The organism is Rhizobium sp. NLR10b, from assembly GCF_019685435.1.
Classification (GTDB): Bacteria; Pseudomonadota; Alphaproteobacteria; order Rhizobiales; family Rhizobiaceae; genus Rhizobium.
On the sequence record NZ_JABDWV010000020.1, the window covers coordinates 1 to 24,694 of the forward strand.

Genomic DNA, 24,694 nt, shown 5'->3' on the forward strand with positions numbered 1-24,694 from the left:
GAAACCAGGCCGGCTTCACCGAAACGGTCATAGTCCCGCAGCAGCCGATGAACCTGACTTCGACTGAGATCAAGCAACTCGGCGGCTTGGATAATGCTCAGGCGCCGGTCGCGGATCTTCTGAATGACTTCGAGGCGATGCAACTCTTTCTGCGACATGGTGATCAAACAGGACATCACGACTCCGACCGCTCATGGTCTCGACCAGGCTGAAGGTCGTCATCCTTGCTCCCAACGTTGGCGTTGACCAGAACGTCGAGAGGCGAGACTGTCGCATCTCTAACTGGCCCAACTGTCGCATTACTAAATAGCCGCTACACACCAAAATTGCATAAGGTAGATTATGGAACCGAATGATGTATGCGAACAGAACCGCTCCCTCGCATGAGGCGGAACTAAAATGATCTTAAACGGTTGATTGGTAACTCAAACCGTCATTTCGGCGCATTCTTCGCACGGAGCGCATCTTGGCCCAGATTTTCCCGGCGCGCACCTCCTCTCCTCGCGACAGACGAGCACCGAAATCTCGCGACGTCGCACTGCCCGGCGATACGGCACATGCAGGCCAAGGTCACGTTCGCATCGCTCCAGGAAGAACATTGAAACGAAGTTCGCGGTGGTCGAATAGAGCGTTGTCTACGGTTCTATTGCTGTCACTCGTCTCCTGTTCGAACGAGGATGAGCAGTCTCGCAGGCAAGTGCAGGAAATCCTCATGTGGAGCGCCAGCGCCGAGATGATCCTCGATGCCCGCCTTGGCGGACGTGTTCCAGAAGGCTTCACCGATCTTGCCGTGCAACGATGCCACAGGGAAATATCGCATCTTTCATCGCAACTGCCGCAAACCCCGAGATATGACCAAGCGAGAGCGGCTGTCGTCAGGCTCAATGGATTGATCGCCGTGGCGCACGACGAGATCGGACATGGGCGTTTCGAGCAGGCCCATCAAAATCTTGTTGAGCTTCATCGCTACGAGGTCGACCAGCGTAAACTCCCTGGTGCCGGCGGATGAAAAAGCTGCTTCAGATTTCGCTGGGGATAGTCACCAGCGTCGGGGGATTTATCGAAACAGGCCAGATCGCAACATCGAGCCAGGCGGGAGCGGCCTATGGGTTCAGCCTGCTTTGGCCCATTGTCGTCGGCACTGTCTGTCTGATTTTCCTGATTGAAATGTCGGGTCGATTTGCCATTGCAAGCCATCACACCGTTGCCGATGGTATGAGGGAACGTTTTGGAGCGAATTACTTCCTGGTCACTTTGTTGATAATCTCGATCGTCAATCTGCTCGTCCTCGCCTCAGAACTTGGTGGGATTGCGCTGGCACTGCAGTTTGTTAGCGGTGCCGGCTTTCAGTGGTGGGCATTGCCGGTCGCCCTGACCGTATGGCTTCTGCTCTGGAAGGGCACATTCGGCATGATCGAAGATGGTGTGGCCGTCATGGGCTTGGTGGCAGTATGCTTCGTGGTGGGTGTGTTTGTCATGGATCCGCCCTGGCTGGAGGTGGCAAAAGGGCTGGTGCCGACGCTGCCCGAAAAAGAGCCGCTGCACTATGGTTTCATTGCTGTCAGCATTCTCGGAGCCGTGATAGCCCCGTTTCTGTTCTTGTTTTACTCGTCAGGCGCGATCGAGGAAAAGTGGGATAAGAGCTTCCTTGGCGTTAATCGGGTGATCGCGACGGTTGGGATGAGCTTTGGCGCCGTCATTGCAGCGTCAATCCTGATCGTGGCGGCACTCGTCTTTCCGCCGCGCGGCATCACCGACATCCAAGGATATGACCAGATTGCGCCGATATTGACCCCAGCGTTGGGAAAATGGGGTTTTTACCTTTTCGCCGCATCGCTCGGAATCAGCTGCTTTGGCGCCGCGCTCGAAGCAAGCCTTGGCCAGGCGTACCTGGTTGCCCAGGGTTTTGGTTGGAATTGGTCGGAAGATGCCAAGCCCCGCACCGATCCGGCATTCGCGCTTGTCTATACAGGCTTCATCGGCATCGCAGTCCTGCCGATCGCGGTTGGCGTCGATCCCCTGCAACTGACGATTTTTTCAATGGCGATCACTGCGTTGGCATTGCCCTTCGGCGTGATTCCGTTTCTGTTTTTGATGAACGATCGCAATTTTGTTGGAAAGCACCGTAATGGATGGATCAGCAATACCGCCGTGTTGGTCATTATCGGCTTGTCGTTCATCGTCGCCCTGATAACCCTTCCCCTGCAGATCTTAGGAGGATAATATGCTTTTGATCCGCGACGTCCTTGACAAGCAAATGGTCGACAAGGAACAAAATCGTATCGGTAAGGCAGACGGCGTCGTCCTCAGCCTTTCTGACGGCGACGCTCCCAAAGTCGCGTTCATCGAAATGGGCGGTGTGACGCTGTCGCGACGGATGGGCCGCCGGCCGCATCGCTTCCTACTTTGGCTTTACCGAGCGGCTGGCAAAGATGATAACATCACGGCTTTCCGCGTGCCCTGGGCAAAAGTGAGAGACGTTGGGATCGACATCGAAGTGAATGTGGATCGTCGCGAGACGCCATTGGAGCAGTGTCAGGATTGGCTGAAGCGCCACATTATTATGTGGATCCCGGGAGGGCAATCATGAACGAGGTTCGACTCGAACTGCTGCTGGGAAAACAGGTCTACGACGTTGACGGCAAGGCCGTTGGCCGTGTGGAAGAGGTCAAGGCTGAAGCGCGCGGCGCGGACCTCTATGTCGTCGAATATCACCTCGGCGCCTACAGTTTCTTTGAGCGGCTGTCGGCGCTTGCCATCGGTCGCGCGGTACTGACCGCGATAGGGGCGGAAAAATCCGGCAGCAAAAAAGCGGTTCCATGGGACAAGCTCGATATGCGAGATCTCGGGCACTTGCGAGTGACGTGCAGGGAGACCACCCTGCAGACGCTCAACTGAAGCCACCTATCCAGCTGCCGCACCCCTCACCCCGTTACGGCTCCTCGGACTAACACCACCGTGCCTTCACCGGAATCGCTTCGTCGCTGGGAGATGCCGACGGATTCCCTCGATCAGGTCCGCCGCCGCGACGGCGGCGTCGAACATGATCTTGAGAAGGCGCCTCGGGCCAAGGTCGGGGCCGACATCTGGCGAAGATGTGGCGATGTAATTTCGCGTTACTCGACACCGTACATCCCCAGGAGATGCCGCCGACAGCGCCCAGCCGGACGGCTGCGCTGCAATGCGTCGGCGGGTTTTCAGAACGTCGCGGGCGATGGTCAGCTCGTGGGGCGGGGTGCGAGTATCTTTGGTGGCGCCGTGCAACCCGCTCGTCGAGACGGGCCAGCGCGATGCCGGCGTCCGAGATTGGTCGCAGAAGGTTCTGGATGGCAGTTCGTCACTACCTATGATGCTCCAGGTTGCTCCTGGCTTTCCGATAAGCAGTACTTATCGGAAGTGACTGATTTCAGCGCGCAAATCAGCGAAAACGAGCGAGTGGACGGCCAAGACAGCCGTTTCGCCAACCCGCTTTCGCCTTCAGGAGGCACTTTTGGACATCCTTGCCCGAAAACGCTGCCTCAGATGCTATCGCCCGCCGCGCCGAAACGCTCGACACCATTGCCGCTTGAGGACGTAGCTGAATGTAGACGTGACTGTCAGCATCCGATTGTCAGCGTCCAAGTTGCTCCGGTGCCAATTGGGATCGCCAGGGGCAGACCTTCTCGACATATTCAATCAGCAATATAGCGCCGTCGGTCAAGGGGATGGAGCCCAATTGCGGGTTGTCACTCCTCAATCGGCAAGACGGGTTTTGGTGGTCTCTGCAGCTCCGACGCGGCAGCGGATGACGCTGCATCGGCCGTTCCGCCGGAGACATGTACCGTCGGTGTTGCAAACTGGATGCCCTTTTCGGCGAAGGTCTTCTTCAGCATGGCAAGCGCCTTTCGGCGGACGCCAAACTGCTCGCCCGGTTTTGCCATGAATTTCAGCCTTATCTGCACGCCATAGTCCGCCATCTGCTCGATGCCCTGCATTTTCAAGGGCTCGATGATGTGGGGCCCGAGCTCAGCATCGTCCAGAAGCTCGACGCCAATGCGCTTGATGGTCTTGCGAACCTCCTCGAGGTCGCTGTCGTAGTTCAGTGTAAGCGTGATGATGTCGATGACCCAGTCGCGGCTCAGATTTTGCACCGCGCCGAGTTCGCCGAATGGAACGATGGTGACAGGACCGCGGTGGTGTCGCAAGCGGATCGATCGCAACGAAAATCCTTCGACAGTACCTTTGTATTTTGCCGCCTGGATATATTCTCCAATCCGAAAGGCATCGTCGAACAGATAAAAGACACCGGAGATAATGTCCTTGACGAGCGTTTGCGCACCGAAGCCGACGGCTATGCCGACGACACCGGCGCCCGCAAGCAGCGGCCCGATCTGAATGCCGACAGCATCCAGGATCATCAGAAAGCCGACAGCGCCGATCGCGAGGAACAGCACGTTGCGAAGAATGGGAAGAAGCGTATTCAACCGCTGACGACGGCGCGCCTCTGGCCCCTCCTGGTGGCCTGCATTCACGCTTCTCGACGCCACTTCCATCTGCGTGTCGATCAGAGTGCTGACGAGCTTCCAGATGACGTCGGTCACCAGCAAGACGATCACGATTCGGATTCCCGCGCGGATCAGACGTGTGGTCATCGTTTCGGCTGCGGCAAGATCACCGAGATTGACATCCCACGAGCGGGCGATGAGCAGCGCGGCAACCACGATAAGGCCGTTGCGCAACGTCTGCATGATAACGACCGACCATCCCAAGATGGCCGGATCCTCCACCGCACGCTCATCCTGCGAATTCATAATGATGCGCCGAGTGATATCGCGCGTTACCGATACCGTCAGCGGCAGAAGCGCAATGACGATCACCGTCCAGAATGCAGCACGCAGTCCCGACACCCATAACAGCCACGAGAGAATGATGCCTGCGCTGAAGCCGACGCTGATCAGCCGGTTCACCGGCGGCCCGTCGGAACGAAACTGCCGCAGCCAGATCATCGCGATCAGCGCGATCGAGACGACCGCGAGCCATGCCGCGGTAAAAAGATCGACCAATATGGCTGAAGCCCCGATCGTCTGAATCACTTCGATGGTGGCCCAGCCGGTTGCTAACAGCGCGGCCGTTGCAAGGAGCCAGTAGTACCAGAACCACGCAAGCGACGTCACAAGGGTCACAAGCCGCATATGCGGCAGGCGGGCGCCCGGCGCGATCACAATGCGGCCCGCCAGCACGCCGAGGCGCACCATGAGCGCAGCTGACAGCAGAATAAGCGCAACATCGCGAAACACAGCGGGCCATGGAAAAAGAATAAAGGCGCCGAGGCTTCCGATGAGGTAGCCGATCAATGCGAGAAGCCCCATTGACAGCCGCCCGGCGTGCAGTTTGATCCGCTGCCGGACCGTGTCGGCAGGTGCGGTCAGTATAAAATGAAGAAGCCCTCGCCCCGACCACCAGGCGATGCGCTGCGCGAGAAATCCGCCAGCAACGAAGAGTGTGACCGCCAGGATCAGACCGACAGGGTCGACACGATTGTCTGTCTGGAAGAGCCGGATCGCCGCCTGGATCTGTCCCGGAAGGGTTGGAACTGCGTTGACGAGCGAGAGCAAGCGCTGGCGCAAATCCTGCAGTGAGGTCGCGATCGACGGCGCTGCTGGCGCCGGTGGGACGGCGACTGGCCGCGTGGGCTCCTGATTGCCGGGAACGATCCGATCGACCAGAGCGCGACCGGAATCGTCATTCGGCAATTCGATGATGACGCGGATCGGCGCTGAGGATCCGGATGACTCGGCCGAGGAAGCAGGATTAATACCGATTGGCAGCAGCGTGGAAAACCCGACCGTCAGGACTGTGAATATCTTCCGCAAGCGGTGGCGGTCGTCGTTGCTGCGCATGTGATCGTGGTCCCCGGGACGGTGCCGCTTGTGCTGTAGAGGCTTGGCACTTTGTGAAGTGTCACGCCATCAACGTCAATCGACGAACCAGTCTGGCCGAGGCAGGCTGATCGTTGCCCAGCTGCGATCATTGCCGATCCTTGTCTCGGTGACGTACCATCGGGGCGCCCTCCCCGACCTGCAGACTCTCTGCGGCACAGTGCCGGCGACGGTTGGTAATGTCAGGAATGAATCTGGGGCAACAGCTGCGAAGTGCGGCCCGCAGTCGGATCGCGGGCCGCAAATCGCTCTCTCCGAGTTGTCGGATGACCGAGCGTATCGGATGGTCAGCCATTCACCACCGTCTCGTCTCGGAGAGCTGGCCGGCAAATCCGGCCAGCAAAACGCCGAACGGAAGGCTGCGAACGATTCTGGCGGCGATGAACGCCGCGCCCGTGGCCAAGGCGAGCTTTGCCCAGGGATAACTGCCGAGCTGGACATGGGCGCTTGCGTCTATCAGGTTTGCCTGGGCTTTCAGCGCCGATTCCGCATCTTCGCGCAAAATGCCGAGCCGGGCGCGCAACAGCCTCACTTCGTGCTGCAGGAGGTCGAGATCGTGCTCGGCCTTCTCACGCGCGGTTGCGCTGGCGGCATCGGCAAAGGGCGGCTCGCCTTCCGCGACCAGCTCATCGGGATCCGGCGGAAAGAAACCGTCGCGATTGATGGAGGATTGCATGGACGTCTCCTTCGAATATGAGCTAGAGCGAACGTCGCCGGCTCTCATGCCTGGAACTGGACATCAGTGATCGCGTCGGAATCCCTGACTCTGGTTCGATCCGCCTTGCGTCTGCGTTTGCCGATCGGCATCGGTCGATGGCGAGCCGACCCCGGGAGAGGTATAGGCGCGGACCTTGGCGCTTCCATGCGTGGTGTCGCGCATCGCGACCGGTCGCGTTTCATCTTCGAACGCGCTTTCGGACACGGCCAGGTCGTCCGCGGCTCTGCCGCCACGGGCTGTGCCGGCAAAACCGGTATTGGATCCGCCTTCGCGGCCGCTTTCCGATAACCAGAGATCTGCCCGCTCATCAATGTCGATGCTGCCCTCATCGTCGAGAATATCGTGAACGGTCTCATAGAGCGCGTCGTCGATATCGTTGACTTGAACCAGGAAGCCGCCTCGCCGCAGCCCTTCTGCATACATCGCGCGATCTTCATCCGGGAAGAAGAAGTCGGCCAGCGCGTCGAAGAAGCCGCTGCGGTCGTCGCTTATGGCGCCGGCATTCCTTCCATCCGCTTCATAGCCCGGCATCAATCTGATCCTCGCGACCGGCACACCTGCGTCCTCGAGACGGGAGATCGCAGATTCGGCTTCGTTCCGGCTGTCGAAAAATGCGGTAAGACTGCCGCCGCCCATCGGGCCTGAAGAACCCGGGTTCGTATCGTGGTGAATGTTGCTCACGGAACGCTCCTCTCGATGTCTTGTTCCAGCCGTCGGACCCGACGCCTGGTTTCTGACTTGAAGAACCGGCAGCCGAGATGAATGTTCCACGGCAGTGGGACGGATCGGCGGCATTCCATGGCAGTTCCATAACGTTGCCGCCTGTCCTTTTTCAGATACACCAGGCGGTGAATCGCACCGTCTGTTGCAGCCTTCGGCGGTTGACGTCAAACCATCGAGACGCTAGCACGGCTTTCGACGCATTGGGGACATTTCATATGGACATCTTCACGGCAGCCGGTCTGACGGCTTTGCTGCAGGTCATTGCTATCGACCTTGTTCTCGCCGGCGACAACGCTGTGGTCATCGGTCTTGCCGCTGCCGGCCTCGAGGCCACGCAACGGCGCAAGGCGATCATCGTCGGCATTCTTGCCGCAACGGTCCTGCGTATTCTCTTTGCCAGTGTCGCCGTCTATCTGCTGGCGATCGTCGGCCTGCTGCTGGCCGGCGGTCTGCTGCTGCTTTGGGTCTGCTGGAAGATGTGGCGCGAGCTTCGCGACGGCCATAACGAGGATCGCGTAGCGGAAAGCGGCGAAGGCGCGCCGAAAAAGACCTTCTTCCAGGCGGCAACCCAGATCGTCATTGCCGACGTTTCGATGTCGCTCGACAACGTGCTCGCCGTTGCCGGTGCTGCGCGCGAACATCCGAGCGTCCTGGTCATCGGCCTCGCCCTGTCAATCGCACTGATGGGTATTGCCGCAAACCTGATCGCCCGGCTGCTCGGCCGCCATCGCTGGATCGCTTATATTGGTCTGCTGATCATCCTCTACGTCTCGCTCGACATGATCTACCGCGGCGCCGTCGAGGTCCTTCCCTATATGCAGTGACCTGTGCCAGGGTCGGGGCTCAGTCCCCGATCCTGCCGCGCGCGTGTAAGCACGCTGCAGCGCTGGGTTAAGCGAAAAACTCCGTCTCGAAGCTCATCTGATCAAACGCCGGCACCACGTGGTCCGGCGTCTGCGCCATCACCGCGTCATAATCCAGCGGCGTATGCATATGGGTGAGAATCGCCCGTTTCGGCTTCAGCCGGCCGATCCAGTCGAGCGACTGTTCCAGCGACAGATGGCTTGGATGATAGGTGTACTGCAGGGCGTCGATGATCAGCACATCGAGATTTTGCAGTTTCTCGACGGTCTGGGGCGGGAAATCGCTGATATCGCTGCAATAGGCTACATCGCCGATGCGGAAGCCGAGCGAATTGATATCGCCATGCTGCTGGATATGCGGAAAAAAATCGATCTTGCCGCCGGGGCCGCGGATTTCGACGGGTTCGTTGAGATTTTCGATGACGACAGGCAGCACGATCGGCGGATAGTTGCTGCCCGGCGGCGTCTCCAGGCAATAACCGAAGGCTTCACGCAGCCTGTCCATCGTAAATTGGTCGGCGTAGATCGGCACTCGCCGGCGCGTATTGTGAAAATAGCCGCGCAGATCATCTATGCCATGGATATGATCGGCATGCGGATGGCTGTAGAGCACGGCATCGACATGGTCGGCTCCCGCCCTGATCATCTGCTCGCGAAAATCCGGCCCGGTGTCGATGACGACGGTCGTCACACCGCCATCAGGAGCGAATTGCTGCACCATGAACGAGGCGCGTGTGCGCCGATTCCTAGGGTTGTCGGGATTGCAGGCGCCCCAGTCGCCAGTGATACGCGGCACGCCCGGTGACGACGAACAGCCGAGAATGGTGAAGCGCCGCCGATAGAGCACCTGCTAAATCCTTGGCATTTTCGAGAACAGGCGCAAAGCGTTCTCCGTCGTGATCCGTGCGGTGTCCGCATAGGAAAGGCCGATCGTCTCAGCGAGCACTTCGGCCGTGTTGACGACATAGGACGGCTCGTTGCGCTTGCCGCGCCAGCGCTTCGGCGCGAGATAGGGCGCGTCCGTTTCCACCAGCAGCCGCTCATGCGGGATCGTCTTGGCGATCTCACGCAGCTCTTCCGACTTCGGGAAGGTCAGAATGCCGGAGAAAGAGATGTAGCCGCCGAGTTCGACACCAGTGCGCGCCAGATCCGGTCCTGCCGAGAAGCAATGCAGGATGAAGGGAAAGCCCCCCTTCCCCGTTTCCTCGGTCAGGATGTCAGCCATGTCGGCATCGGCGCTGCGGCTGTGGATGACCAGCGGAAGCTGGGTTTCCCGAGCGGCGGCAATATGGCGGCGACAGCCGGTCTGCTGGTCTTCAGGTGTCTGCGTGTCGTAGAAATAATCGAGGCCCGCCTCGCCGATCGCCACCACTTTCTCATGCGCCTTCGCCAGGCGCACCAGGTCTTCGGTCTGGATGTCCAGCTCGTCGCCGGCATTGTTCGGATGCGTGCCGACGGAGCAGAATACCGACGGATATTTCTCGGTGATGGCGAGCAGCCCGTCGAGCTTGCGCACGCGCGTCGAAATAGTCACCATCTGCTTGACGCCGGCTTGGTGGGCGCGCGTGACAATTTCGTCCCGCTCCGCTTCGAAGTCGGCAAAATCGAGATGGCAATGGGTATCGATCAGCACGGCCTCAGGCCTCCGGAGCCACATAGCGCGGGAAGACCGGCGTCGGCGCTTCGAGCGCCGTCCCGGCAACAAGACGGCCAGCCTCGCCAAGCGCGGCGAAATCGCGCTTGTCGCCAGGCGCGGCGACGAGATTGAGCAGCTTGCCCGACGATTCCGGCATGAAGGGCTGCAGCAGGATGGCGATCTGGCGCACCACCTCGGCCGTGACGTACAGCACCGTGCCCATCCGCGCCGGATCCGTCTTCTTCAGCGCCCAGGGCGCCTGGCCGGCAAAATAGCGGTCGGCCTCCGAAACGACTGCAATGATCGAGGCGAGCGCGCGATGGATGAGCTGCTTGCTCATGTCCTCGCGCGTCGATGCATGCAGCGCGTCGGCCTGGGCCAGCATCGCCTTGTCCTCGTCGGTCAGCGCCCCGCATTCCGGGATCTTGCCGTCGCAATTCTTGACGATCATCGACAGCGACCGGCTGGCGAGGTTGCCGATGCCGTTGGCGAGATCGGAATTGATGCGCGTGCCGATCGCCTCTTCGCTATAGCTGCCGTCCTGACCGAAGGAGACTTCGCGCAGGAAGAAGTAGCGCACCTGATCGAGGCCGAAATGGTTCACCAGATTGACCGGATCGACGACGTTGCCGAGCGACTTCGACATCTTCTCGCCCTTGTTGAGCAGAAAGCCGTGGGCGAAAACGCGTTTCGGCAGCGGCAGCTTCGCCGACATCAGGAAGGCCGGCCAATAGACCGCGTGGAAGCGGATGATGTCCTTGCCGATGATGTGCACATCGGCCGGCCAGTACTTCGCCCTCGGACCATTCTTGTCCTCGATATAGCCCGTCGCCGTGATGTAGTTGGTCAGCGCGTCCACCCAGACATACATGACATGCGCAGGGTCGTTCGGCACCTTGATGCCCCAATCGAAGGTCGTGCGCGAGACCGACAGGTCCTTGAGGCCCGACTTGACGAAGGAGATCACCTCGTTGCGGCGTTCGGCCGGACCGATGAAATCGGGATTGGCCTCGTAGTGGGCAAGCAGCCTGTCTTGGTATTCGGAGAGCTTAAAGAAATAGCTTGCCTCTTCCACCCACTCGACGGGCGTGCCTTGCGGGCCGTAACGCACGCCGTCGGCGCGCAGATCCGTCTCGCTTTCCTGGTAATAGGCCTCGTCGCGCACCGAATACCAGCCGGCATAGCTGTCCTTGTAGATGTCGCCATTGTCGGCCATCAGCTTCCAGATATTCCGCGACGTCTCGTGATGACGCTCCTGCGTGGTGCGGATGAAGTCATCGTTGGAGGCGTTGAGCAGCTTCGCCATTGCCTCGAATTCGCCGGAGTTGCGGTCGGCGAGCGCCTGCGCGGAGATCCCCTCGGCGCGCGCCGTCTGCTGCATCTTCTGGCCGTGTTCGTCGGTGCCCGTCAGAAAGAAGACATCCCCGCCGTCCAGGCGCTGGTAGCGCGCCATTGCATCGGTCGCGATCAGTTCATAGGCGTGGCCGATATGCGGCTTGCCGTTCGGATAGGAAATCGCGGTGGTGATGTAGAAGGGTTTTTTGTCTGTCATGGCGGCCAAGGTCCGGCTTATTCTATCAATGGTCAGCCGCTCTTAGCGCATGTCACCGTCAAGCGAAACATCAAGTTTCGCTGCCGTCCATGATTTCCGGGACACGTGGTCGTGAGCTTGACTCCACCCCGCACGCAATTTACCGGTCGTCACAAAGAGAGGCGGGACCGAACGAAGTGCCAGTTTTCACCTACCACAATCCCCGTGGCCAGGCGCCGTCGGAGGCGCTTGCTTGACATTCGAGCCTCTCTATTCAATTTCGGGACTGTTTGTAGGCGCCCTCGTCGGCATTACCGGCGTTGGCGGCGGCTCGCTGATGACACCCCTGCTGGTGCTGCTCTTCGGCGTCCATCCGGCAACTGCCGTCGGCACCGATCTTCTCTATGCGGCGATCACCAAGACGGCGGGCACCGCCGTTCACGGCATGCATGGGCGCGTCAACTGGAAGATCGTCGGCAGTCTCGCCGCCGGCAGCGTTCCGGCCGCCTTGCTGATGCTCTGGCTGCTGGCAGGTGTCGATCGCAAGAGCATCGGCGTGACCAACACCATTACATCAGCCCTCGGTTGGCTTCTCGTCATGACTGCGATCATGCTGATCTTTCGTGGCCCGATCCTTCAATTGGCGCGCCGCGCCATCGGCGGACGCAACCCGCCGCGGCCGACGACCATTCTTGCCCTCACCGTCATTCTCGGATTCTGTCTCGGCGTGCTTGTCACCTTGACTTCGGTTGGCGCCGGTGCGCTCGGTGTGACGATCCTGCTCGTGCTCTATCCGAGGCTTGATGTGCGCGAGATCGTTGGCTCCGATATCGTCCACGCCGTACCCCTGACCCTGATCGGCGGCACCGGCTATTGGCTGATTGGTGAGATCGACTGGGCGATGCTCCTTGCCCTGCTCGTCGGCTCGATTCCCGGCATCATTCTGGGAAGCCTTCTGGCGCCGAGGCTGCACGAACGCATCATTCGCATTGTCCTAGCCGTCACCCTTGCGCTCGTCGCGTGGAAGCTGCTGGCCGGCTGATCCGCTAGAATCTTGGCTGCTTGATATCGGCGAGGATACTGATGATCGTCTGCTTGCGGTCGAGATTATAGGCATCGGAGACGGTAAGTCGCTCGGTAACCTCCGAGTAGAGCCGTGCCAGCCGTTCGGCCGTGGCGATCTCTCCCTCGCCTGCCGCCGCGCGAGCGCGGCTCATGATGTCGTCGCCGACGTGGCTGACGAAGAAATCGAAAATCGCATCGCTTTCCTTGCCCGAGAGCGCCTCGGCCAGCCGGTGCATCGCCTTGCGGGCGGCTGGCCCCTCGGCGGAAAGCACCTCGTCATAACCGGCGATGATTTCGCTGCCGCCATAGTTCAAGAGCTTCAAGGCTTCGCCGACGCTGCCCTTGGCCGCCGAAAGCACACTGCCCTCGCCTGCTATGCCGAGATGGGCAAGGGCGGCAACGAGTCCTTCGTCGGCAAGCGGCGCTAGTTTCAGCGGCAGGCAGCGCGAGCGGATCGTCGGCAACAACCGCCCGGGTGCGTGCGAAAGCACCAGAAACAGCGCCCGCTTCGGCGGCTCCTCGAGGATCTTCAGAATGGCATTGGCCGCATTGCGGTTCATGTCGTCAGCCGGGTCGATGATGACGATTCGCCAGTTGCCGGTGCCTGAGGTCTGCGAAAAGAACTTGCCGGCGCGGCGCACCTCGTCGACGGTGATCGCCGATTTCACCCTGCCCGTCTTTTCGTCCACCGGCCGGGCGAGATGCAGGAGGTTGTGCGAGGCGCCGGAGGCGATCTGCCGGCTGACCGCCGAGGCGGGATCCGGATCGGCGATCTTCTCCGGCGCCGCGTCGGGATCGGGATGCGAGAGCACGTGGTTGGCGAAGCGGAAGGCGAGCGTCGCCTTACCGATGCCCTCCGGCCCTTCGATCAGGATCGCGTGATGGCCCTTGCCGGATCGGTAGGACTGGGCAAGGAAGGATTCCGCCTCCTCATGGCCAAACAGCCTGGTATTTTCGGCGGGCCAGATGGCGCCGTCCAGCAGTCCCGGCCGATCTTCACTCATAATGGGCTGCTTCCGGCATCCGAGCGCGGTCTGGGGGCGACATCAGCCGCTTGACGATCGCCAGGATTTCGGCGGCGATCGCCTCTTCCGTCTGCATGGCGTCGACCACGTGGCAGCGCTCCGGCTCGTGGGCGGCGATATCGAGAAAGGCTTCGCGTCGTTTTTCGTGCGTTTCGAGCCGCTCCTTTTCGAAGCGATCGGGACCTTCCGAAGCGCTGCGTTTCTGCGCCCGCTCCAGGCCGATCTTCGCGGGAATATCCAGTATCAAGGTGCAATCCGGCATGACGCCGTTGATGGCGATCCGCTGCAGCGTCTCGATGAAATCGGGCTCGAGATTGCCGGTGATGCCCTGGTAGACACGCGAGGAATCCATGAAGCGGTCGCAGAGCACGATCTTGCCTGATGTCAGGGCCGGCCGGATCACCTCTTCGACATGATCGTTGCGGGCTGCCGCAAAGAGGATGGCCTCCATCCGGGTGCCGAAGGCCTCGGCAGCGCCCGACAGAAGCACGTGGCGGACGGCCTCCGCGCCCGGCGATCCGCCCGGTTCCCGTGTCACCAGCACTTCATGCCCTTCGCCTTTCAACGCCTCGGCGAGGCGGCGGATCTGCGTCGATTTCCCCGCGCCTTCCCCGCCCTCAAACGTAACGAACAGTCCCGTACCGGATGACAATGACAACTTCCCGCATTCCGGACGCCGCACGCACGGGCGCCCCGCCTCTTCTATCTATCCGAAGACATCGGGAAGGAAAACCTTTCGCGTCGGCGACACAATCACCTTCCCCGGCAAATTGTATCAGAAGGTCAGGCATTCAAGTCTGGAACATGACTGTGCGGCAACGGTATGCGGGAAAGGAAGCGCTATCCGCCAGAGCCTGATCTTGGGCTCGCGATGGGCATAACACGTTCAGCCGCCAGCGGACTTGTCCCAGAGCCAGGAGAAGAACAGCGATTCGCCGAGTTCCAGCATGGCGTCGACCGCCCGGCTGCTGAGCGAGCCCTCCCCGACCGCCTGCGCGGTATAGAGCGGCACCTCCCTGAGCAGCCGGCTACCGGCGAAAATCCTGAGCGTGCCGGCCTGATAATCCGGCTTTACGGGCGCCGTCAGCGGCCAGCGATAGACGACGCGCGCCGAAAGCCGGTCGGGGTTGCTGATCGGAATATAGACACTGACCGGCACTTTGGCGACGAGATCGACGGTGGGCGCCGAGCCGCCATAGACGCTGGCCGCGCCAATCACTTCATGCTCGGTGAAGATCTGACGGCTCTCGAAGGCCGTCAGCCCCCATTCGAGCACGCGTTTGGCCTCCTCCGTCCGTTCCTTGTCGGAAGCGATGCCGGCAAGCGCCAGAAATAGCCGCCGGCCGTCGCGCTGGACCGATGCGACGATCGAATAACCTTCTCCCTCGGCAAAGCCGGTCGCAAGCCCGTCGGCGCCGAGATCGAGCCCGAGCAGCGGATTGCGGTTGCGCTGGAAGATCTTGTTCCATTCGAAATCCAGCTGCGCAAAGTAAGGATAGAGATTGGGATAGGACTGCTGGAGAGCGGCGGCAAGCGTCACCATCTCACGCGCCGTCACTTTGCTCTTGCCGTCCGGAAGGCCGGTGGAATTGCCGAACACCGCTTTCTCCATGCCGAGCTCGCGGGCGCGGCGGATCATCGACTGCGCGAATTGCTGCTCGCTTCCGGCCATCCCCTCGGCGAGGATGATGCAGCTGTCATTGGCGCCCTGGATCGCGACACCCTTGATCAGATCCTCGACGCGCACGCGTGATTTGAGAGCGGCAAACATCGTTGCTGTCCGCGACGGCGCGCCGCCGGTGCGCCAGGCATATTCGGAAACGGGATATTCGGTATCGAGCGTGATCTGGCCCTTGGTCACGGCATCGAAGACCAGATCCATCGTCATCAGCTTGGCGAGCGAAGCCGGCGAAAAGCTCTGATCCTCATTCTTGGCGAGAAGCACCGTGCCGGTGGAGGCCTCGATCATATAGGCCTGCGCTGCCTTGGTGGCGAAACCGGCAGTGCCCCCGTCGGCGGCGTGTGCGCCGGCGGCGAGCGGCATCAGGCATGCAAGCAGGCGAAGCACGGGCCTCAGCATCGCAACTCCCATCGGTCAATGGCGTTTTGAGAAGGTTAGAGCGCGGCGAAATTCGACGCAATCGCCATGCTCAATGCGCTGCCGATTTTGCCTGCTGGCGCTTGGCCGAGGCAAGGATCGAGGCCTGCGTCAGCCCGTCATTGCGCACCATCACCGCGTCGAAGGCGAGATCGACCGTCACCGTCTTTACCGCCTCGTTCTGGTAGCCGAGCGCTAGGGAGTCTTGCGAACCGCCATAGGGCCGCTCATAGGGCATCGGACCGATCTCCGGCAGCACGACCATCCGATCGACGCCTGGCGTGGCATTGGAGGAAGCAGCTGAAGGCGCCACCAGAACATGGGCTGCCGGCGCAAGGCCGGGCGCCGCATTGTAGCGTGCGCTCGGCGTCGAACCCGCATAGGAGGTCGCCGACAACGGCACCGGCACATTCGCCGGCGTCTCGTAGTCTTCCGCGTTCTGCAGCTGATCGCGGGTGATCTTGCGGCTGTTGGAGGCGACCATCACGCCGGATGCGATCTGCCCTTCCGGATTGACGCCGGGGATGCGGCTGCCCTTCGGCACGTAGGAGGCCATCAGATAGGGCATGTCATGGCCGTCCATGCGGGCGCGGCCGACATATTGCACGCGCACCTTGCCGGTGCCGCTGTGCTGCAGATCCAGCATGTCGGCCGTCTTGTTGGAAAGGTCGATGATGCGGCCCTCGTGATAGGGGCCGCGATCGTTGACGCGGACGACGATGGAGGAGCCGTTCTCGAGATTGGTGACGCGGGCGTAGCTCGGCAGCGGGAACGTCGGATGCGCGGCAGAAAGATGCATCTGGTCGTAGACTTCACCATTCGCCGTCAGGCGTCCGTGAAAGGCTGAGCCGTACCAGGAGGCGACGCCGACCTTGTTATAGGCAAAGTCTTCCTTCGGATAGTACCACTTGCCCTTCACCTCATAGGGGTTGCCGACCATGTAGCGGCCGCCGCCCTTCGGGATATTGTTGCCGGTGGCGACGCGGGGGCTGGCTTTCACGCCATATTCGGATTCAGAGAAATATTCCTTGCCGTGGGCTCTTTTCTTCGGCACGGCCTGTGTCGTGCCGCACGCCGCAACCGTCGCACACATCGCCGATATCGCCAGCCACCGTGCTGTCGTTGCGAAAGACGCCCCGTATTCCAGTTTCATGTGCCCCACGCCGCTCAAAGATCGTTATGGTTAAGGAACTCTGCCCCATCCTGGGTCAACAACGCCTTATCCCCGCCCACCTAACGAGACTTTAATCTTGGTGAGTTCATGGCAAATATACGAACGATTTCGCAGCGATAGCGACAATTCCAATGATTATGGTTAATGAATTGCAAACACAAGGCCTGCTGCCCTGCCCTCTCGCTATTGCAATGAGAGCCGAAATCGGCGTGCCGATGCGGGGCACATGGTAAATGTTGGAGGGATTCTAGAGGTCGGGAAGTACCGGATCGAGACACCGACGACAGCAGCAGCTGTTCTCCGGACGCCGGCTGCAACTGCAGCCTTCATCCCAAGGCAGTAGATTGGCTTTTGCTCTCTTGTTTAGGTGTCCTTCACAGCAACGGCATCGGCCATCACTCCCTTAGGGCGTGTAGTTTGTTGCTTGACTCAAAGGGGAGTAGAAAGTTTATTTGCAGCGTTCGGGTCGCAGCCTGACGTCCTTTCCACGCTCATCTTTAGGAGACGAGCCATGGCAAATCACAAACCAATAGTGCCTGACGTGTCGGTCCACGACTACGCACCAGCGGAGGCCATCGAAGGAAACCTTCTCGACAACGCCTCGGATTCCGACGGCGATCTGCTTCAGGTTCAGTTCGTCAACGGAATGAGAATTCCTAACAAGGCGGGCGAGCCGGGATATCTTACCATCGCGGGTGAGCACGGAACGCTGACGATCTGGAGCAACGGCAGCTATAGTTACACGGTCAATGATCCGAGCGCGCTTGAGCCCGGCGGGATCTTCGGCGAGAATTTTTCATTCAAGATCTCCGATGGAAAAGGCGGCACGGATGTCGGCAGCCTCAACATCGGAGTCCACACTCCTCCGCAAGGACAGTATTCCATCGATTTCGAGAATGCTCCCACGGAATATCCCGGGCTGCCTGACGTCGCCTCCGGTTATGCAGGATTCAAATTTGGCGACAAACTCGATGGCAACCTTTGGACGGTCGCCGAATCCGGCGGCAACGAGTACGTCGTCACCAATCCCTACAATCCGTTTTTCGAACGCGTTGACGGCAAGCTCTTCACGATAGAGGGCGTCGATGTCGCAACCAATTTCGACCCCGCCTATGAAGGTGTCGACGCCCTCGTAACCTTCGAGGGTTATGTCGGTGGCAACAAGGTGAGTGAGATGTCGCTGACGGTCTATGGTGACACCATCGCCGATGGCCAGCATATCTCTCTGGCAGCCTTGGGAGCGGTCGATTTTGTCCGATTCGATATTCAACCCGACGTCGAGCCGACGGGCTTTCCGCAACTCGCATTTGACAACTTCACCGTCCTGGTCTGACGGCGGCAGAGAAGCGGCTGTCAAAGCCGCTTCGCTGCAGAACAAGTTGACGCTGCCATCAAAGCTGCTAAAAAGCCGGCCTGTGAGTGAATGGGCAGCAAATCGGCAGAAACCACCGATCCACCGGAAAGACCGAAACTGGCTTTCTTCAGGCTTCCCAAATACTTGGAAGAGTGTCCGAGTGGTTTAAGGAACCGGTCTTGAAAACCGGCGTGCGGGAAACCGTACCGTGGGTTCGAATCCCACCTCTTCCGCCACCTGCAATTTTCTCCATCAGACCAGCCGGCCGGATCAGTCGCAGCCACTATTCAAGCATGACGACGGCTTCGACTTCGAACAGCATCGGATCGATTGCAAGTTTGGGAACGGGGACAAGGGTCTGGGCCGGGAGTGCGTCGCCAAACATGTCTTTGACGTTCCTCGTCAGCACCTCGAGCTTGGACAGATCGTGATCGACCACGAAGATCGTCAGTTTGGCGACCTGATCCGGCCTTGCCCCGAGCCCATCAAGCGCACTGCGCAAATTTGCGTAGGCCTGCTTCACCTGAACGGCGAAGTCCGGCGACAAGGCTCCCGTGCTGTCCTGGCCACCCTGTCCGGAGATGTAGGCCAACCGGGCGCCGCGGGGGACGATCACCGCCGTGCTATAGCCATTCGGCGTCGGATCGTGGAGGTTTATTGGATTGACGATGGTCAGCTTGAGGTCACCCTCATTCGCCGTCGTCGCGTTGGGAATTCCTGTGGTCATGATGATCAGCCCTCCGATAAGCAGATGTTTGATTGCATGTGACATGATGTCCTTTCCGGCGTGAGGACTGCGAGTAACGACCCTCGCCGCCTGCTGGATTGCGCCTTTAACTCTTCCGCAACCGAGCGACTCGTACAGCGTACGATTCCATCGCATCGTACATTGTACGAGTCAACTGGAGAGGATCGACATCCGTCGCTGCGCCGGCTTAAATCGATGACCCGATCTTTTTAGGAAAGACACATGGCAGCCAAACGCGACGGCACTCAGGATAAACGGCCTCACCGGAAAGCTGCCCCGGTCCCCTCCGCACAGGAACCGCCTCTTTCGCTCGACCGGATCGTAGCGAGCGCGGTTGAACTGCTGGACGCCGAAGGTGTCGACGGATTGAAAATGCGTCGGCTGGCCGATCGCCTCGGCTCGGGCGCGATGAGCCTTTATTGGCACGTCGCCAACAAAGAGGAGGTTTTTGATCTCGCGCTCGAGTCGGTGCTCGAATATCGTGGACCATCGCAAACGATCGAATCGCCGGACTGGCGTCAGGCGGTCTTTCACATGCTTGAAGACTGGCGCGCCAGCATGCTGCGCCATCCCTGGTCGGCGTCGCTGTTGCCGCGCCGGGCGCTCGGCCCGAACATCCTCGGTCGCCTGGAACTGCTGGGCAGGGTCTTATCCGGAGCCGGTGTCGAGGAGGCGGATTTGAACGGTGCGATATGGTCGCTCTGGAATTATGTTATGGGCGCGACCATCACTCGTGCGAACTTCGACCTTTCGGACGAAGACATGCTCGCCGGGCAGCAGCGTCTTGCTCATTTCAGCGAAGAATATCCGACGATCGAGCGTGCTCGTCTGCTGTTGGACAATGACTGGGACGGCGTTTTCAGGAAAGGCCTGGACTTCCTGCTTGACGGGCTTGTTCCGAGCCGATGAACCAGGGCTCAGCTCCCGAATTGATCGGCAAGCTCGGTCAGAAAACATCCGCTCACGACAACATCGAATATATCAGCGCGCCGATGGAACCCCAGAAAATAACCGGCGTCAGTATCAACCCCACAACGAAGATTTTGGTCACCGCTAAACTCCGCAGATTCGTCCCGCCACGAAAACCTATTGCAGCGATCGAGGGTTTGGTATCGGCATGAAGTCCGGGTCGGATCGGACCTTGGTCTCAGTCTCGACGGCGCTCTGCGTCAGCCGCCGCGGCGGCAAGTCACGGTGGCGATGGCGAGTGCTGCGGCGATCGCCATGGCTGCGACGGCAAAGGTGATCTGCATCCCTGAGTGAATGGCCTCGGGGCCTGCCACGGCGACATCCGATGTTCCCGATGCTCGCGCGAATACCGCACCCATGACGGAAGCGCCGGTAATCAGCCCGAGATTGCGCGACAGGCTGAGCGCGCCCGAGATGACGCCGCGCTGGTCAGGGCCGACATCCGCCATGACGGCGGTGTTGTTGGCCGCTTGGAACAGCTGATAGCCGGGCGTCAGGATGGCGATGGCGGCGATATAGCCGATCATTCCGGGAAGCATGGCGAGTGCGATGGCGCCAGCGGCCATCGCGATGAGGCCTGCCGCGATCACGAACGGCGCGTCCAGACGATCGACCAGGCGACCGGCCGGGACTCCAGCAAGGATGGAGATGACGGGGCCAATCGACATGACGGCGCCAACGGCGGCCTCGCTGAGCCCGAGCGCACGGGAGAGATAAAACGGGCCGACCACCAGCGTCGCCATCATCACCGTCGAGATGAGCGCGTTCATGACCAGGCTTGCGCTCAGCGCTGCATTGCGAAACACCGCCGGCCGGATCAGTGGTGATGAGGCTTTCCTCTCGGCGAAGACGAAGAGACCGGCCCCGAAAAAAGCCGCCGCCAGCAGGGAGAGATTCAGCATTCCAAAGCTGCCCCGCCCGGTCGTCATCGCCAGCGCATAGGCGAAGAGCGCCAGGGCAAGCAGCAAGGTGCCTGCCATGTCGAAACCGGCGCGCTTCATCTTCCCCATGTTGACGTCGGCAGGCAGAAAACAATAGGCGAGGGTGAAGGCAACGATGCCGAGCGGCACGTTGACGAGAAAGATCGCGGGCCAGCCGAACCCGGCAATCAGAGCGCCGCCCAGCGACGGGCCGAGAGCAGTGCCGATCGCCGACATGGTTGCGAGCAGCCCCATGGCGCTGCCGGTCCTCGCCTTCGGCACCGTTTCGCCGACAAAAGCCATGGTGAGGGCCATCATGATCGCTGCGCCGAGACCCTGCAGCGCCCGCCCGGCGATCATCAGCCAGAGCGCCGGCGCAACCCCGCAGATGACGGAGGCCAGCGTAAAGAGCAGGATGCCGATGAGCAGAAGCCGTCTGCGGCCGGTCATGTCGCCAAGCCGCCCGACGCTGACGATGAGGGTGGTGATGGCAAGAAGATAGGCCAGCACGATCCACTGCACCTCCTGGAAGGAGCCGCCGAAAGCCTGCGCCAGGGCCGGCAGACCAATATTGGCGATGCTGGTGCCGAGCGATGGCAGCAGCATCGAAAGGCAAAGGCTGGCGAGTCCCCAGCGGACGGAATAGGGGCGTTCGGCGACTGCCTCCCCCTGTTCTGCAATGATCGGTTTCAACAGGACCTCCATGTTCAAGCTCCTTGAAAGGGAGCCATCGAACCCTAGTCCCGCAACTGGCATGGCGGAATGCGCAGCATTTGCACTTCATTCATGCGGCTGGCGCCATATCACTCTGAAATCATGTTATACCGCATGCATGTTGACTCCTGACCTCAACCTGCTTGTCACCCTTGATGTCTTGCTCGCCGAAGGCAGCGTCGCCCGTGCGGCCGCGAGGCTGCGGCTCAGCCCATCGGCCATGAGCCGGGCGCTGGCGCGATTGCGCGAGGCCACGGGCGATCCGCTGCTGGTGCGTGCCGGCCGCGGCCTGGTTCCGACACCCCGGGCGCTCGAGCTGCGCGAGCGGGTCGGCCGCATCGTCGAGGATGCTCGGGCGGTTCTGCGTCCTGCCGAAGCGCTTGATCTCGGTCGGCTCGTCCGGACATTCACGCTGCGCGCCAGCGAAGGTTTTGCCGAAAGCTTCGGCCCCGATCTCATCGCTCGCCTCGGCAAGCAAGCCCCTGGCGTGCGGCTGTGCTTCATGCAGAAACCGGACAAGGACAGCGCGCCGTTGCGTGACGGAAGCGTCGATCTGGAAACCGGTGTCGTCGGCGAGACGATGGGACCGGAGGTGCGGGCGCAGGCCTTGTTCCGCGACCGCTTCATCGGCGTCGTGCGCACCGGCCACCCGCTTTGCCGCGATGAGATCACGCCCTCCCGTTACGCGGCCGGCGGCCATATTGCGGTCTCGCGGCGCGGGTTCGACAAAGGAGCGATCGACGACGCTCTGAATGCGCTCGGGCTGGAACGGCAGGTCGCCACCGTCGTCGGCGGCTTTTCCACGGCACTGGCGCTCGCCCGCGCCTCGGACCTGGTCGCCAGCGTTCCTGAACGCCACACGGCGGCCTTGCGGGCGGGAATGCACAGTTTCCCCCTTCCCGTTCCGACGCCGGAGCTCACGGTTTCGTTGCTTTGGCACCCGAGGATGGATGCCGATCCCGCGCATCGCTGGCTGCGCAGCTGTGTTCGTGAGGTCTGTTCAGCCGCGGAGGCAGGAGAACGAGATCGGACGGGACGGGACTGGTGATTGACTCTCCCCTGTCGTCGTGATTTCCCCTCCCGCATCACCAAGCGAGGATATCATGGCCGAAGACATTATTGTAAAGGACAGCAACGGAACCCAGCTTCACGACGGCGATTCCGTGACGTTGATCAAAGACCTCAAGGTCAAGGGCACTTCGGAGACGCTGAAGCGTGGGACCTTGGTCAAAGGCATTCGCCTGACCGACAATCCCGGCGAGATCGAGTGCAACACCAAGCAGGTCAAAGGCCTCGTGCTGAAAACGGAGTTCCTGAAGAAGGCGTAGGATCTACCTGCGGTAGCCTATGGCTCCGTGGCCGCAACTTACGGCACTTCCTCGGTGATCACCTCGAAGCGGGAAAGCGTCGCCGGGCCGAAAGCCGTCGACATCGCGACGTCGGTGGCATCTCGGCCTGTCGCCATCAGAATTCTGCCGATACGCGGGGTGTTGTGGCGGGCATCGACCGTATGCCAGTGCCCGCCGAGAAAGACCTCGAACCAGGCGCTGAAATCCATTGGATTTGGATCGGCGGGAACGCCGATATCACCGAGATAACCGGTGCAATATCTGGCAGGAATATTCATGCATCGACAGAGTGCAATGGCGAGATGGGCGAAGTCGCGGCAGACGCCGCTCTTGTCGGTAAAGCCGCCATGCGCGGTTCTGAGAACGTCGGCCTTCTGATAATCGAAGGTGATGTGGTCATGCACGAAATCGCAGATCGCCTGCACGCGCGCCCAGCCGAGCGGCGTTGATGAGAAGGTCGCCCAGGCGAAATCCGAAAGCCTGTCTGTGTCGCAGTAACGGCTGCCGAGCAGGAAGACGAGCACTTCGTCGGGCAGATCCTTGATCGCGTGCTGCACCGCCTGGACGGGAACGATGTCGGCCTGCCCGGTGTCATAGATCTCGAACTCGGTGGAAATCGTCGTCAGTCCCGGCGGAGCGACGATCCGGCTGCAGGCATTGCCGAAGCCATCGGTATATTCCCACGCTTCGATCGGCCGGTCGAATGTCAGGACCTGCTCGCTCAGAAGATCGGCGCGACGGGAGGGATGAATGTTGAGGACCAGCAGCATCGGCGTCGGCTGTATGCATTCATAGCCCAGATGAAACCCGGCGCGTATCTTCATTGTGGCTTCCTCGTCCCTCCCGGCATGGGCGGAGGTGAGAATGGAACGTCGATCGCACCAACCCGGTTCCCGCGATGCAATTCCCCGGGGCAATGCATCATTACCCCTCGGTAATCCATGACTGCCGCGTGGTCACGTTGACCTGCACCGTCATGCCCTCGAAATCCGTCCCCTCCCCGTCATAGCTGCCGCTCAAAGGAATTGCCTGGCGCGGGTCGCGGGCAACGGCCACACGAATGAGATCGCGGTTGCCGACGATGCCGTTGGTCGGATCGAACTCAGCCCAACCGGCCCCGGGAAGATAGACCTGGCACCAGGCATGCGTGGAGCCGCCGCCGAGCACGGTCGAGCCGTCCCGGTCGGGAACGTAGACGTAACCGGTGACGAACCGCGCCGCCAGGCCGAGCGAGCGTGCCGCCTCCATCATCAGAAGCGCGAAATCCCGGCAGGTGCCGGAGCGAAGCCGCAAGGTCTGCAGCGGCGTTTGCGTTCCATGTTCCTGGCGACGTGCATAGACAAAGCTTTCGCGAATGGCATAACAGAGCGTCATCAGCAGGTGCCCGGTCTCTGTCGGGTGCCCCATGCGCACGAACTGGCGCGCCCAGCGGCCGACCTCATCGCCCGAATCCGGATAATGGCGCTGCATCGCCGGCGCAAGATCGGCGATTTCGTCCTTGTCGTAGGAGAAAGGATAGGTCAGCGCCGCCTCGTCGATCCGAATGTCCGGGCCGAACTGCGGCGTATGATCGAGTGTGATCCAGGTTTCGAAACGAAGCTCCACCGACGGCCGCGAAAAATCGACGAGCGCCACGCAATTGCCGAAAACATCGTGGATCCAGCGCACATGGCTTTGCTCCGGATAGGTGGTCAGCGACGCCTCGATCAGCCGCTGGTCGAAACTGTCGCGCGGCCGGAACATCAGGCGATGCTCGCCGAAATCGACCTCCCGGCGGTAACGATAGGACGTGATGTGGCGAACGGAGAAAATCGTCATGGACTGGCGCCGGCTGATTTGTTCACGTTGCTGCTCCTGCAGCGCCGCGCGTCTTATCAGACGCCGCAAGC

At 60.7% G+C, this 24,694-nt stretch carries 25 protein-coding genes and 1 tRNA gene; 11 read left to right on the forward strand and 15 right to left on the reverse strand.

Going from position 1 to position 24,694, the window contains the following annotated elements:
• Positions 1–176: helix-turn-helix domain-containing protein (locus tag HJB91_RS26830; RefSeq protein WP_221156443.1), on the reverse strand; the 176-nt coding region annotated here is incomplete at its 3' end.
• 290 nt (positions 177–466) lie between these two features.
• On the opposite strand from HJB91_RS26830, the gene HJB91_RS26835 reads away from it, so the two are divergent.
• The 4 genes from HJB91_RS26835 to HJB91_RS26850 are packed head-to-tail and all read left to right on the forward strand — an operon-like array spanning position 467 to position 2,898.
• On the forward strand, positions 467–1,009 hold the full coding sequence (locus HJB91_RS26835) for a hypothetical protein (RefSeq protein ID WP_221156377.1): 543 nt from the start codon (positions 467–469) through the stop codon (positions 1,007–1,009).
• Positions 1,006–2,223, forward strand: a complete 1,218-nt coding sequence (locus HJB91_RS26840; protein ID WP_210631327.1) for an Nramp family divalent metal transporter — start codon at positions 1,006–1,008, stop codon at positions 2,221–2,223. The genes HJB91_RS26835 and HJB91_RS26840 overlap by 4 nt, the downstream gene beginning before the upstream one ends.
• A 1-nt stretch (position 2,224) precedes the next feature.
• On the forward strand, positions 2,225–2,590 hold the full coding sequence (locus tag HJB91_RS26845) for a hypothetical protein (RefSeq protein WP_210631326.1): 366 nt from the start codon (positions 2,225–2,227) through the stop codon (positions 2,588–2,590).
• Positions 2,587–2,898, forward strand: coding sequence for a PRC-barrel domain-containing protein (locus HJB91_RS26850; RefSeq protein ID WP_221147694.1), 312 nt, complete (start codon positions 2,587–2,589; stop codon positions 2,896–2,898). Before HJB91_RS26845 ends, HJB91_RS26850 begins: the two co-directional genes overlap by 4 nt.
• 827 nt (positions 2,899–3,725) lie before the next feature.
• On the opposite strand, the gene HJB91_RS26855 is transcribed toward HJB91_RS26850, so the two are convergent.
• The 3 genes from HJB91_RS26855 to HJB91_RS26865 form a co-directional block, all read right to left on the reverse strand.
• Positions 3,726–5,879: a mechanosensitive ion channel family protein gene (locus HJB91_RS26855; RefSeq protein ID WP_221156379.1), complete on the reverse strand. Its 2,154-nt coding sequence runs from the start codon at positions 5,877–5,879 to the stop codon at positions 3,726–3,728.
• A gap of 334 nt (positions 5,880–6,213) precedes the next feature.
• A complete protein-coding gene (locus tag HJB91_RS26860) occupies positions 6,214–6,594 on the reverse strand; it encodes a hypothetical protein (protein WP_221147696.1) in 381 nt (126 codons plus the stop codon).
• 63 nt (positions 6,595–6,657) lie between these two features.
• Positions 6,658–7,317: a hypothetical protein gene (locus tag HJB91_RS26865; RefSeq protein ID WP_210631322.1), complete on the reverse strand. Its 660-nt coding sequence runs from the start codon at positions 7,315–7,317 to the stop codon at positions 6,658–6,660.
• A 257-nt stretch (positions 7,318–7,574) separates the two neighbouring features.
• Between HJB91_RS26865 and HJB91_RS26870 the strand changes: the two genes are divergently transcribed.
• The gene (locus tag HJB91_RS26870; protein WP_064802665.1) at positions 7,575–8,183 is read left to right on the forward strand and encodes a TerC family protein; all 609 of its coding nucleotides are present in this window, start codon (positions 7,575–7,577) and stop codon (positions 8,181–8,183) included.
• Between the two features lie 67 nt (positions 8,184–8,250).
• On the opposite strand, the gene HJB91_RS26875 is transcribed toward HJB91_RS26870, so the two are convergent.
• The 3 genes from HJB91_RS26875 to metG are packed head-to-tail and all read right to left on the reverse strand — an operon-like array spanning position 8,251 to position 11,410.
• Positions 8,251–9,069: an MBL fold metallo-hydrolase gene (locus tag HJB91_RS26875; RefSeq protein ID WP_210631321.1), complete on the reverse strand. Its 819-nt coding sequence runs from the start codon at positions 9,067–9,069 to the stop codon at positions 8,251–8,253.
• A 3-nt stretch (positions 9,070–9,072) separates the two neighbouring features.
• Positions 9,073–9,855, reverse strand: a complete 783-nt coding sequence (locus tag HJB91_RS26880) for a TatD family hydrolase (protein WP_221156381.1) — start codon at positions 9,853–9,855, stop codon at positions 9,073–9,075.
• Positions 9,856–9,859: 4 nt separating this feature from the next.
• Positions 9,860–11,410, reverse strand: a complete 1,551-nt coding sequence (gene metG, locus HJB91_RS26885; protein ID WP_221156383.1) for a methionine--tRNA ligase — start codon at positions 11,408–11,410, stop codon at positions 9,860–9,862.
• Between the two features lie 232 nt (positions 11,411–11,642).
• On the opposite strand from metG, the gene HJB91_RS26890 reads away from it, so the two are divergent.
• On the forward strand, positions 11,643–12,431 hold the full coding sequence (locus HJB91_RS26890) for a sulfite exporter TauE/SafE family protein (RefSeq protein WP_210631318.1): 789 nt from the start codon (positions 11,643–11,645) through the stop codon (positions 12,429–12,431).
• Between the two features lie 4 nt (positions 12,432–12,435).
• On the opposite strand, the gene HJB91_RS26895 is transcribed toward HJB91_RS26890, so the two are convergent.
• The 4 genes from HJB91_RS26895 to HJB91_RS26910 form a co-directional block, all read right to left on the reverse strand.
• Positions 12,436–13,458 carry a DNA polymerase III subunit delta' gene (locus HJB91_RS26895; protein WP_221156385.1) on the reverse strand — a complete coding sequence of 341 codons (1,023 nt, stop codon included), beginning with the start codon at positions 13,456–13,458 and terminating at the stop codon, positions 12,436–12,438.
• On the reverse strand, positions 13,451–14,131 hold the full coding sequence (tmk, locus tag HJB91_RS26900; protein ID WP_210631316.1) for a dTMP kinase: 681 nt from the start codon (positions 14,129–14,131) through the stop codon (positions 13,451–13,453). The genes HJB91_RS26895 and tmk overlap by 8 nt, the downstream gene beginning before the upstream one ends.
• A gap of 234 nt (positions 14,132–14,365) precedes the next feature.
• Complete coding sequence (locus HJB91_RS26905) at positions 14,366–15,559, reverse strand: D-alanyl-D-alanine carboxypeptidase family protein (protein WP_221156387.1); 1,194 nt, start codon at positions 15,557–15,559, stop codon at positions 14,366–14,368.
• Positions 15,560–15,629: 70 nt separating this feature from the next.
• Complete coding sequence (locus HJB91_RS26910; protein WP_210631314.1) at positions 15,630–16,730, reverse strand: septal ring lytic transglycosylase RlpA family protein; 1,101 nt, start codon at positions 16,728–16,730, stop codon at positions 15,630–15,632.
• 532 nt (positions 16,731–17,262) lie between these two features.
• Here HJB91_RS26910 and HJB91_RS26915 point away from each other — a divergent pair.
• Together HJB91_RS26915 and HJB91_RS26920 are read left to right on the forward strand one after the other, a co-directional pair.
• On the forward strand, positions 17,263–18,084 hold the full coding sequence (locus tag HJB91_RS26915; RefSeq protein WP_210631313.1) for an Ig-like domain-containing protein: 822 nt from the start codon (positions 17,263–17,265) through the stop codon (positions 18,082–18,084).
• A 167-nt stretch (positions 18,085–18,251) separates the two neighbouring features.
• Positions 18,252–18,341 (forward strand) — tRNA-Ser (locus HJB91_RS26920).
• A gap of 47 nt (positions 18,342–18,388) precedes the next feature.
• On the opposite strand, the gene HJB91_RS26925 is transcribed toward HJB91_RS26920, so the two are convergent.
• The gene (locus tag HJB91_RS26925) at positions 18,389–18,877 is read right to left on the reverse strand and encodes a RidA family protein (protein WP_221156390.1); all 489 of its coding nucleotides are present in this window, start codon (positions 18,875–18,877) and stop codon (positions 18,389–18,391) included.
• A gap of 198 nt (positions 18,878–19,075) precedes the next feature.
• On the opposite strand from HJB91_RS26925, the gene HJB91_RS26930 reads away from it, so the two are divergent.
• Positions 19,076–19,762: a TetR/AcrR family transcriptional regulator gene (locus HJB91_RS26930; protein ID WP_221156392.1), complete on the forward strand. Its 687-nt coding sequence runs from the start codon at positions 19,076–19,078 to the stop codon at positions 19,760–19,762.
• Positions 19,763–20,022: 260 nt separating this feature from the next.
• Here HJB91_RS26930 and HJB91_RS26935 read toward each other — a convergent pair whose 3' ends face one another.
• Positions 20,023–21,435 carry an MFS transporter gene (locus tag HJB91_RS26935; RefSeq protein WP_221147727.1) on the reverse strand — a complete coding sequence of 471 codons (1,413 nt, stop codon included), beginning with the start codon at positions 21,433–21,435 and terminating at the stop codon, positions 20,023–20,025.
• Between the two features lie 139 nt (positions 21,436–21,574).
• Between HJB91_RS26935 and HJB91_RS26940 the strand changes: the two genes are divergently transcribed.
• Positions 21,575–22,504 (forward strand): LysR family transcriptional regulator, encoded by a 930-nt coding sequence (locus HJB91_RS26940; protein ID WP_221156394.1) that lies wholly within the window; start codon positions 21,575–21,577, stop codon positions 22,502–22,504.
• Between the two features lie 55 nt (positions 22,505–22,559).
• Entirely contained in the window at positions 22,560–22,784 is a 225-nt protein-coding gene (locus HJB91_RS26945) for an alkylphosphonate utilization protein (protein WP_184459645.1), read from the forward strand.
• A gap of 38 nt (positions 22,785–22,822) precedes the next feature.
• Here HJB91_RS26945 and HJB91_RS26950 read toward each other — a convergent pair whose 3' ends face one another.
• Positions 22,823–23,629: a transglutaminase family protein gene (locus tag HJB91_RS26950; RefSeq protein WP_210631266.1), complete on the reverse strand. Its 807-nt coding sequence runs from the start codon at positions 23,627–23,629 to the stop codon at positions 22,823–22,825.
• A gap of 100 nt (positions 23,630–23,729) precedes the next feature.
• Complete coding sequence (locus tag HJB91_RS26955) at positions 23,730–24,623, reverse strand: transglutaminase family protein (protein WP_210631265.1); 894 nt, start codon at positions 24,621–24,623, stop codon at positions 23,730–23,732.
• Between the last annotated feature and the right edge of the window lie 71 nt (positions 24,624–24,694).

What these genes read in the sequence shown, in the direction of transcription:
- HJB91_RS26840 (WP_210631327.1), top strand. Translation starts at nt 1,006, where the DNA reads ATGAAAAAGCTGCTTCAGATTTCGCTGGGGATAGTCACCAGCGTCGGG.
- HJB91_RS26845 (WP_210631326.1), top strand. Translation starts at nt 2,225, where the DNA reads ATGCTTTTGATCCGCGACGTCCTTGACAAGCAAATGGTCGACAAGGAA.
- HJB91_RS26850 (WP_221147694.1), top strand. Translation starts at nt 2,587, where the DNA reads ATGAACGAGGTTCGACTCGAACTGCTGCTGGGAAAACAGGTCTACGAC.
- HJB91_RS26855 (WP_221156379.1), bottom strand. Translation starts at nt 5,879, where the DNA reads ATGCGCAGCAACGACGACCGCCACCGCTTGCGGAAGATATTCACAGTC.
- HJB91_RS26860 (WP_221147696.1), bottom strand. Translation starts at nt 6,594, where the DNA reads ATGCAATCCTCCATCAATCGCGACGGTTTCTTTCCGCCGGATCCCGAT.
- HJB91_RS26870 (WP_064802665.1), top strand. Translation starts at nt 7,575, where the DNA reads ATGGACATCTTCACGGCAGCCGGTCTGACGGCTTTGCTGCAGGTCATT.
- metG (WP_221156383.1), bottom strand. Translation starts at nt 11,410, where the DNA reads ATGACAGACAAAAAACCCTTCTACATCACCACCGCGATTTCCTATCCG.
- HJB91_RS26895 (WP_221156385.1), bottom strand. Translation starts at nt 13,458, where the DNA reads ATGAGTGAAGATCGGCCGGGACTGCTGGACGGCGCCATCTGGCCCGCC.
- HJB91_RS26905 (WP_221156387.1), bottom strand. Translation starts at nt 15,559, where the DNA reads ATGCTGAGGCCCGTGCTTCGCCTGCTTGCATGCCTGATGCCGCTCGCC.
- HJB91_RS26910 (WP_210631314.1), bottom strand. Translation starts at nt 16,730, where the DNA reads ATGAAACTGGAATACGGGGCGTCTTTCGCAACGACAGCACGGTGGCTG.
- HJB91_RS26915 (WP_210631313.1), top strand. Translation starts at nt 17,263, where the DNA reads ATGGCAAATCACAAACCAATAGTGCCTGACGTGTCGGTCCACGACTAC.
- HJB91_RS26925 (WP_221156390.1), bottom strand. Translation starts at nt 18,877, where the DNA reads ATGTCACATGCAATCAAACATCTGCTTATCGGAGGGCTGATCATCATG.
- HJB91_RS26930 (WP_221156392.1), top strand. Translation starts at nt 19,076, where the DNA reads ATGGCAGCCAAACGCGACGGCACTCAGGATAAACGGCCTCACCGGAAA.
- HJB91_RS26940 (WP_221156394.1), top strand. Translation starts at nt 21,575, where the DNA reads ATGTTGACTCCTGACCTCAACCTGCTTGTCACCCTTGATGTCTTGCTC.
- HJB91_RS26945 (WP_184459645.1), top strand. Translation starts at nt 22,560, where the DNA reads ATGGCCGAAGACATTATTGTAAAGGACAGCAACGGAACCCAGCTTCAC.
- HJB91_RS26950 (WP_210631266.1), bottom strand. Translation starts at nt 23,629, where the DNA reads ATGAAGATACGCGCCGGGTTTCATCTGGGCTATGAATGCATACAGCCG.
- HJB91_RS26955 (WP_210631265.1), bottom strand. Translation starts at nt 24,623, where the DNA reads ATGACGATTTTCTCCGTTCGCCACATCACGTCCTATCGTTACCGCCGG.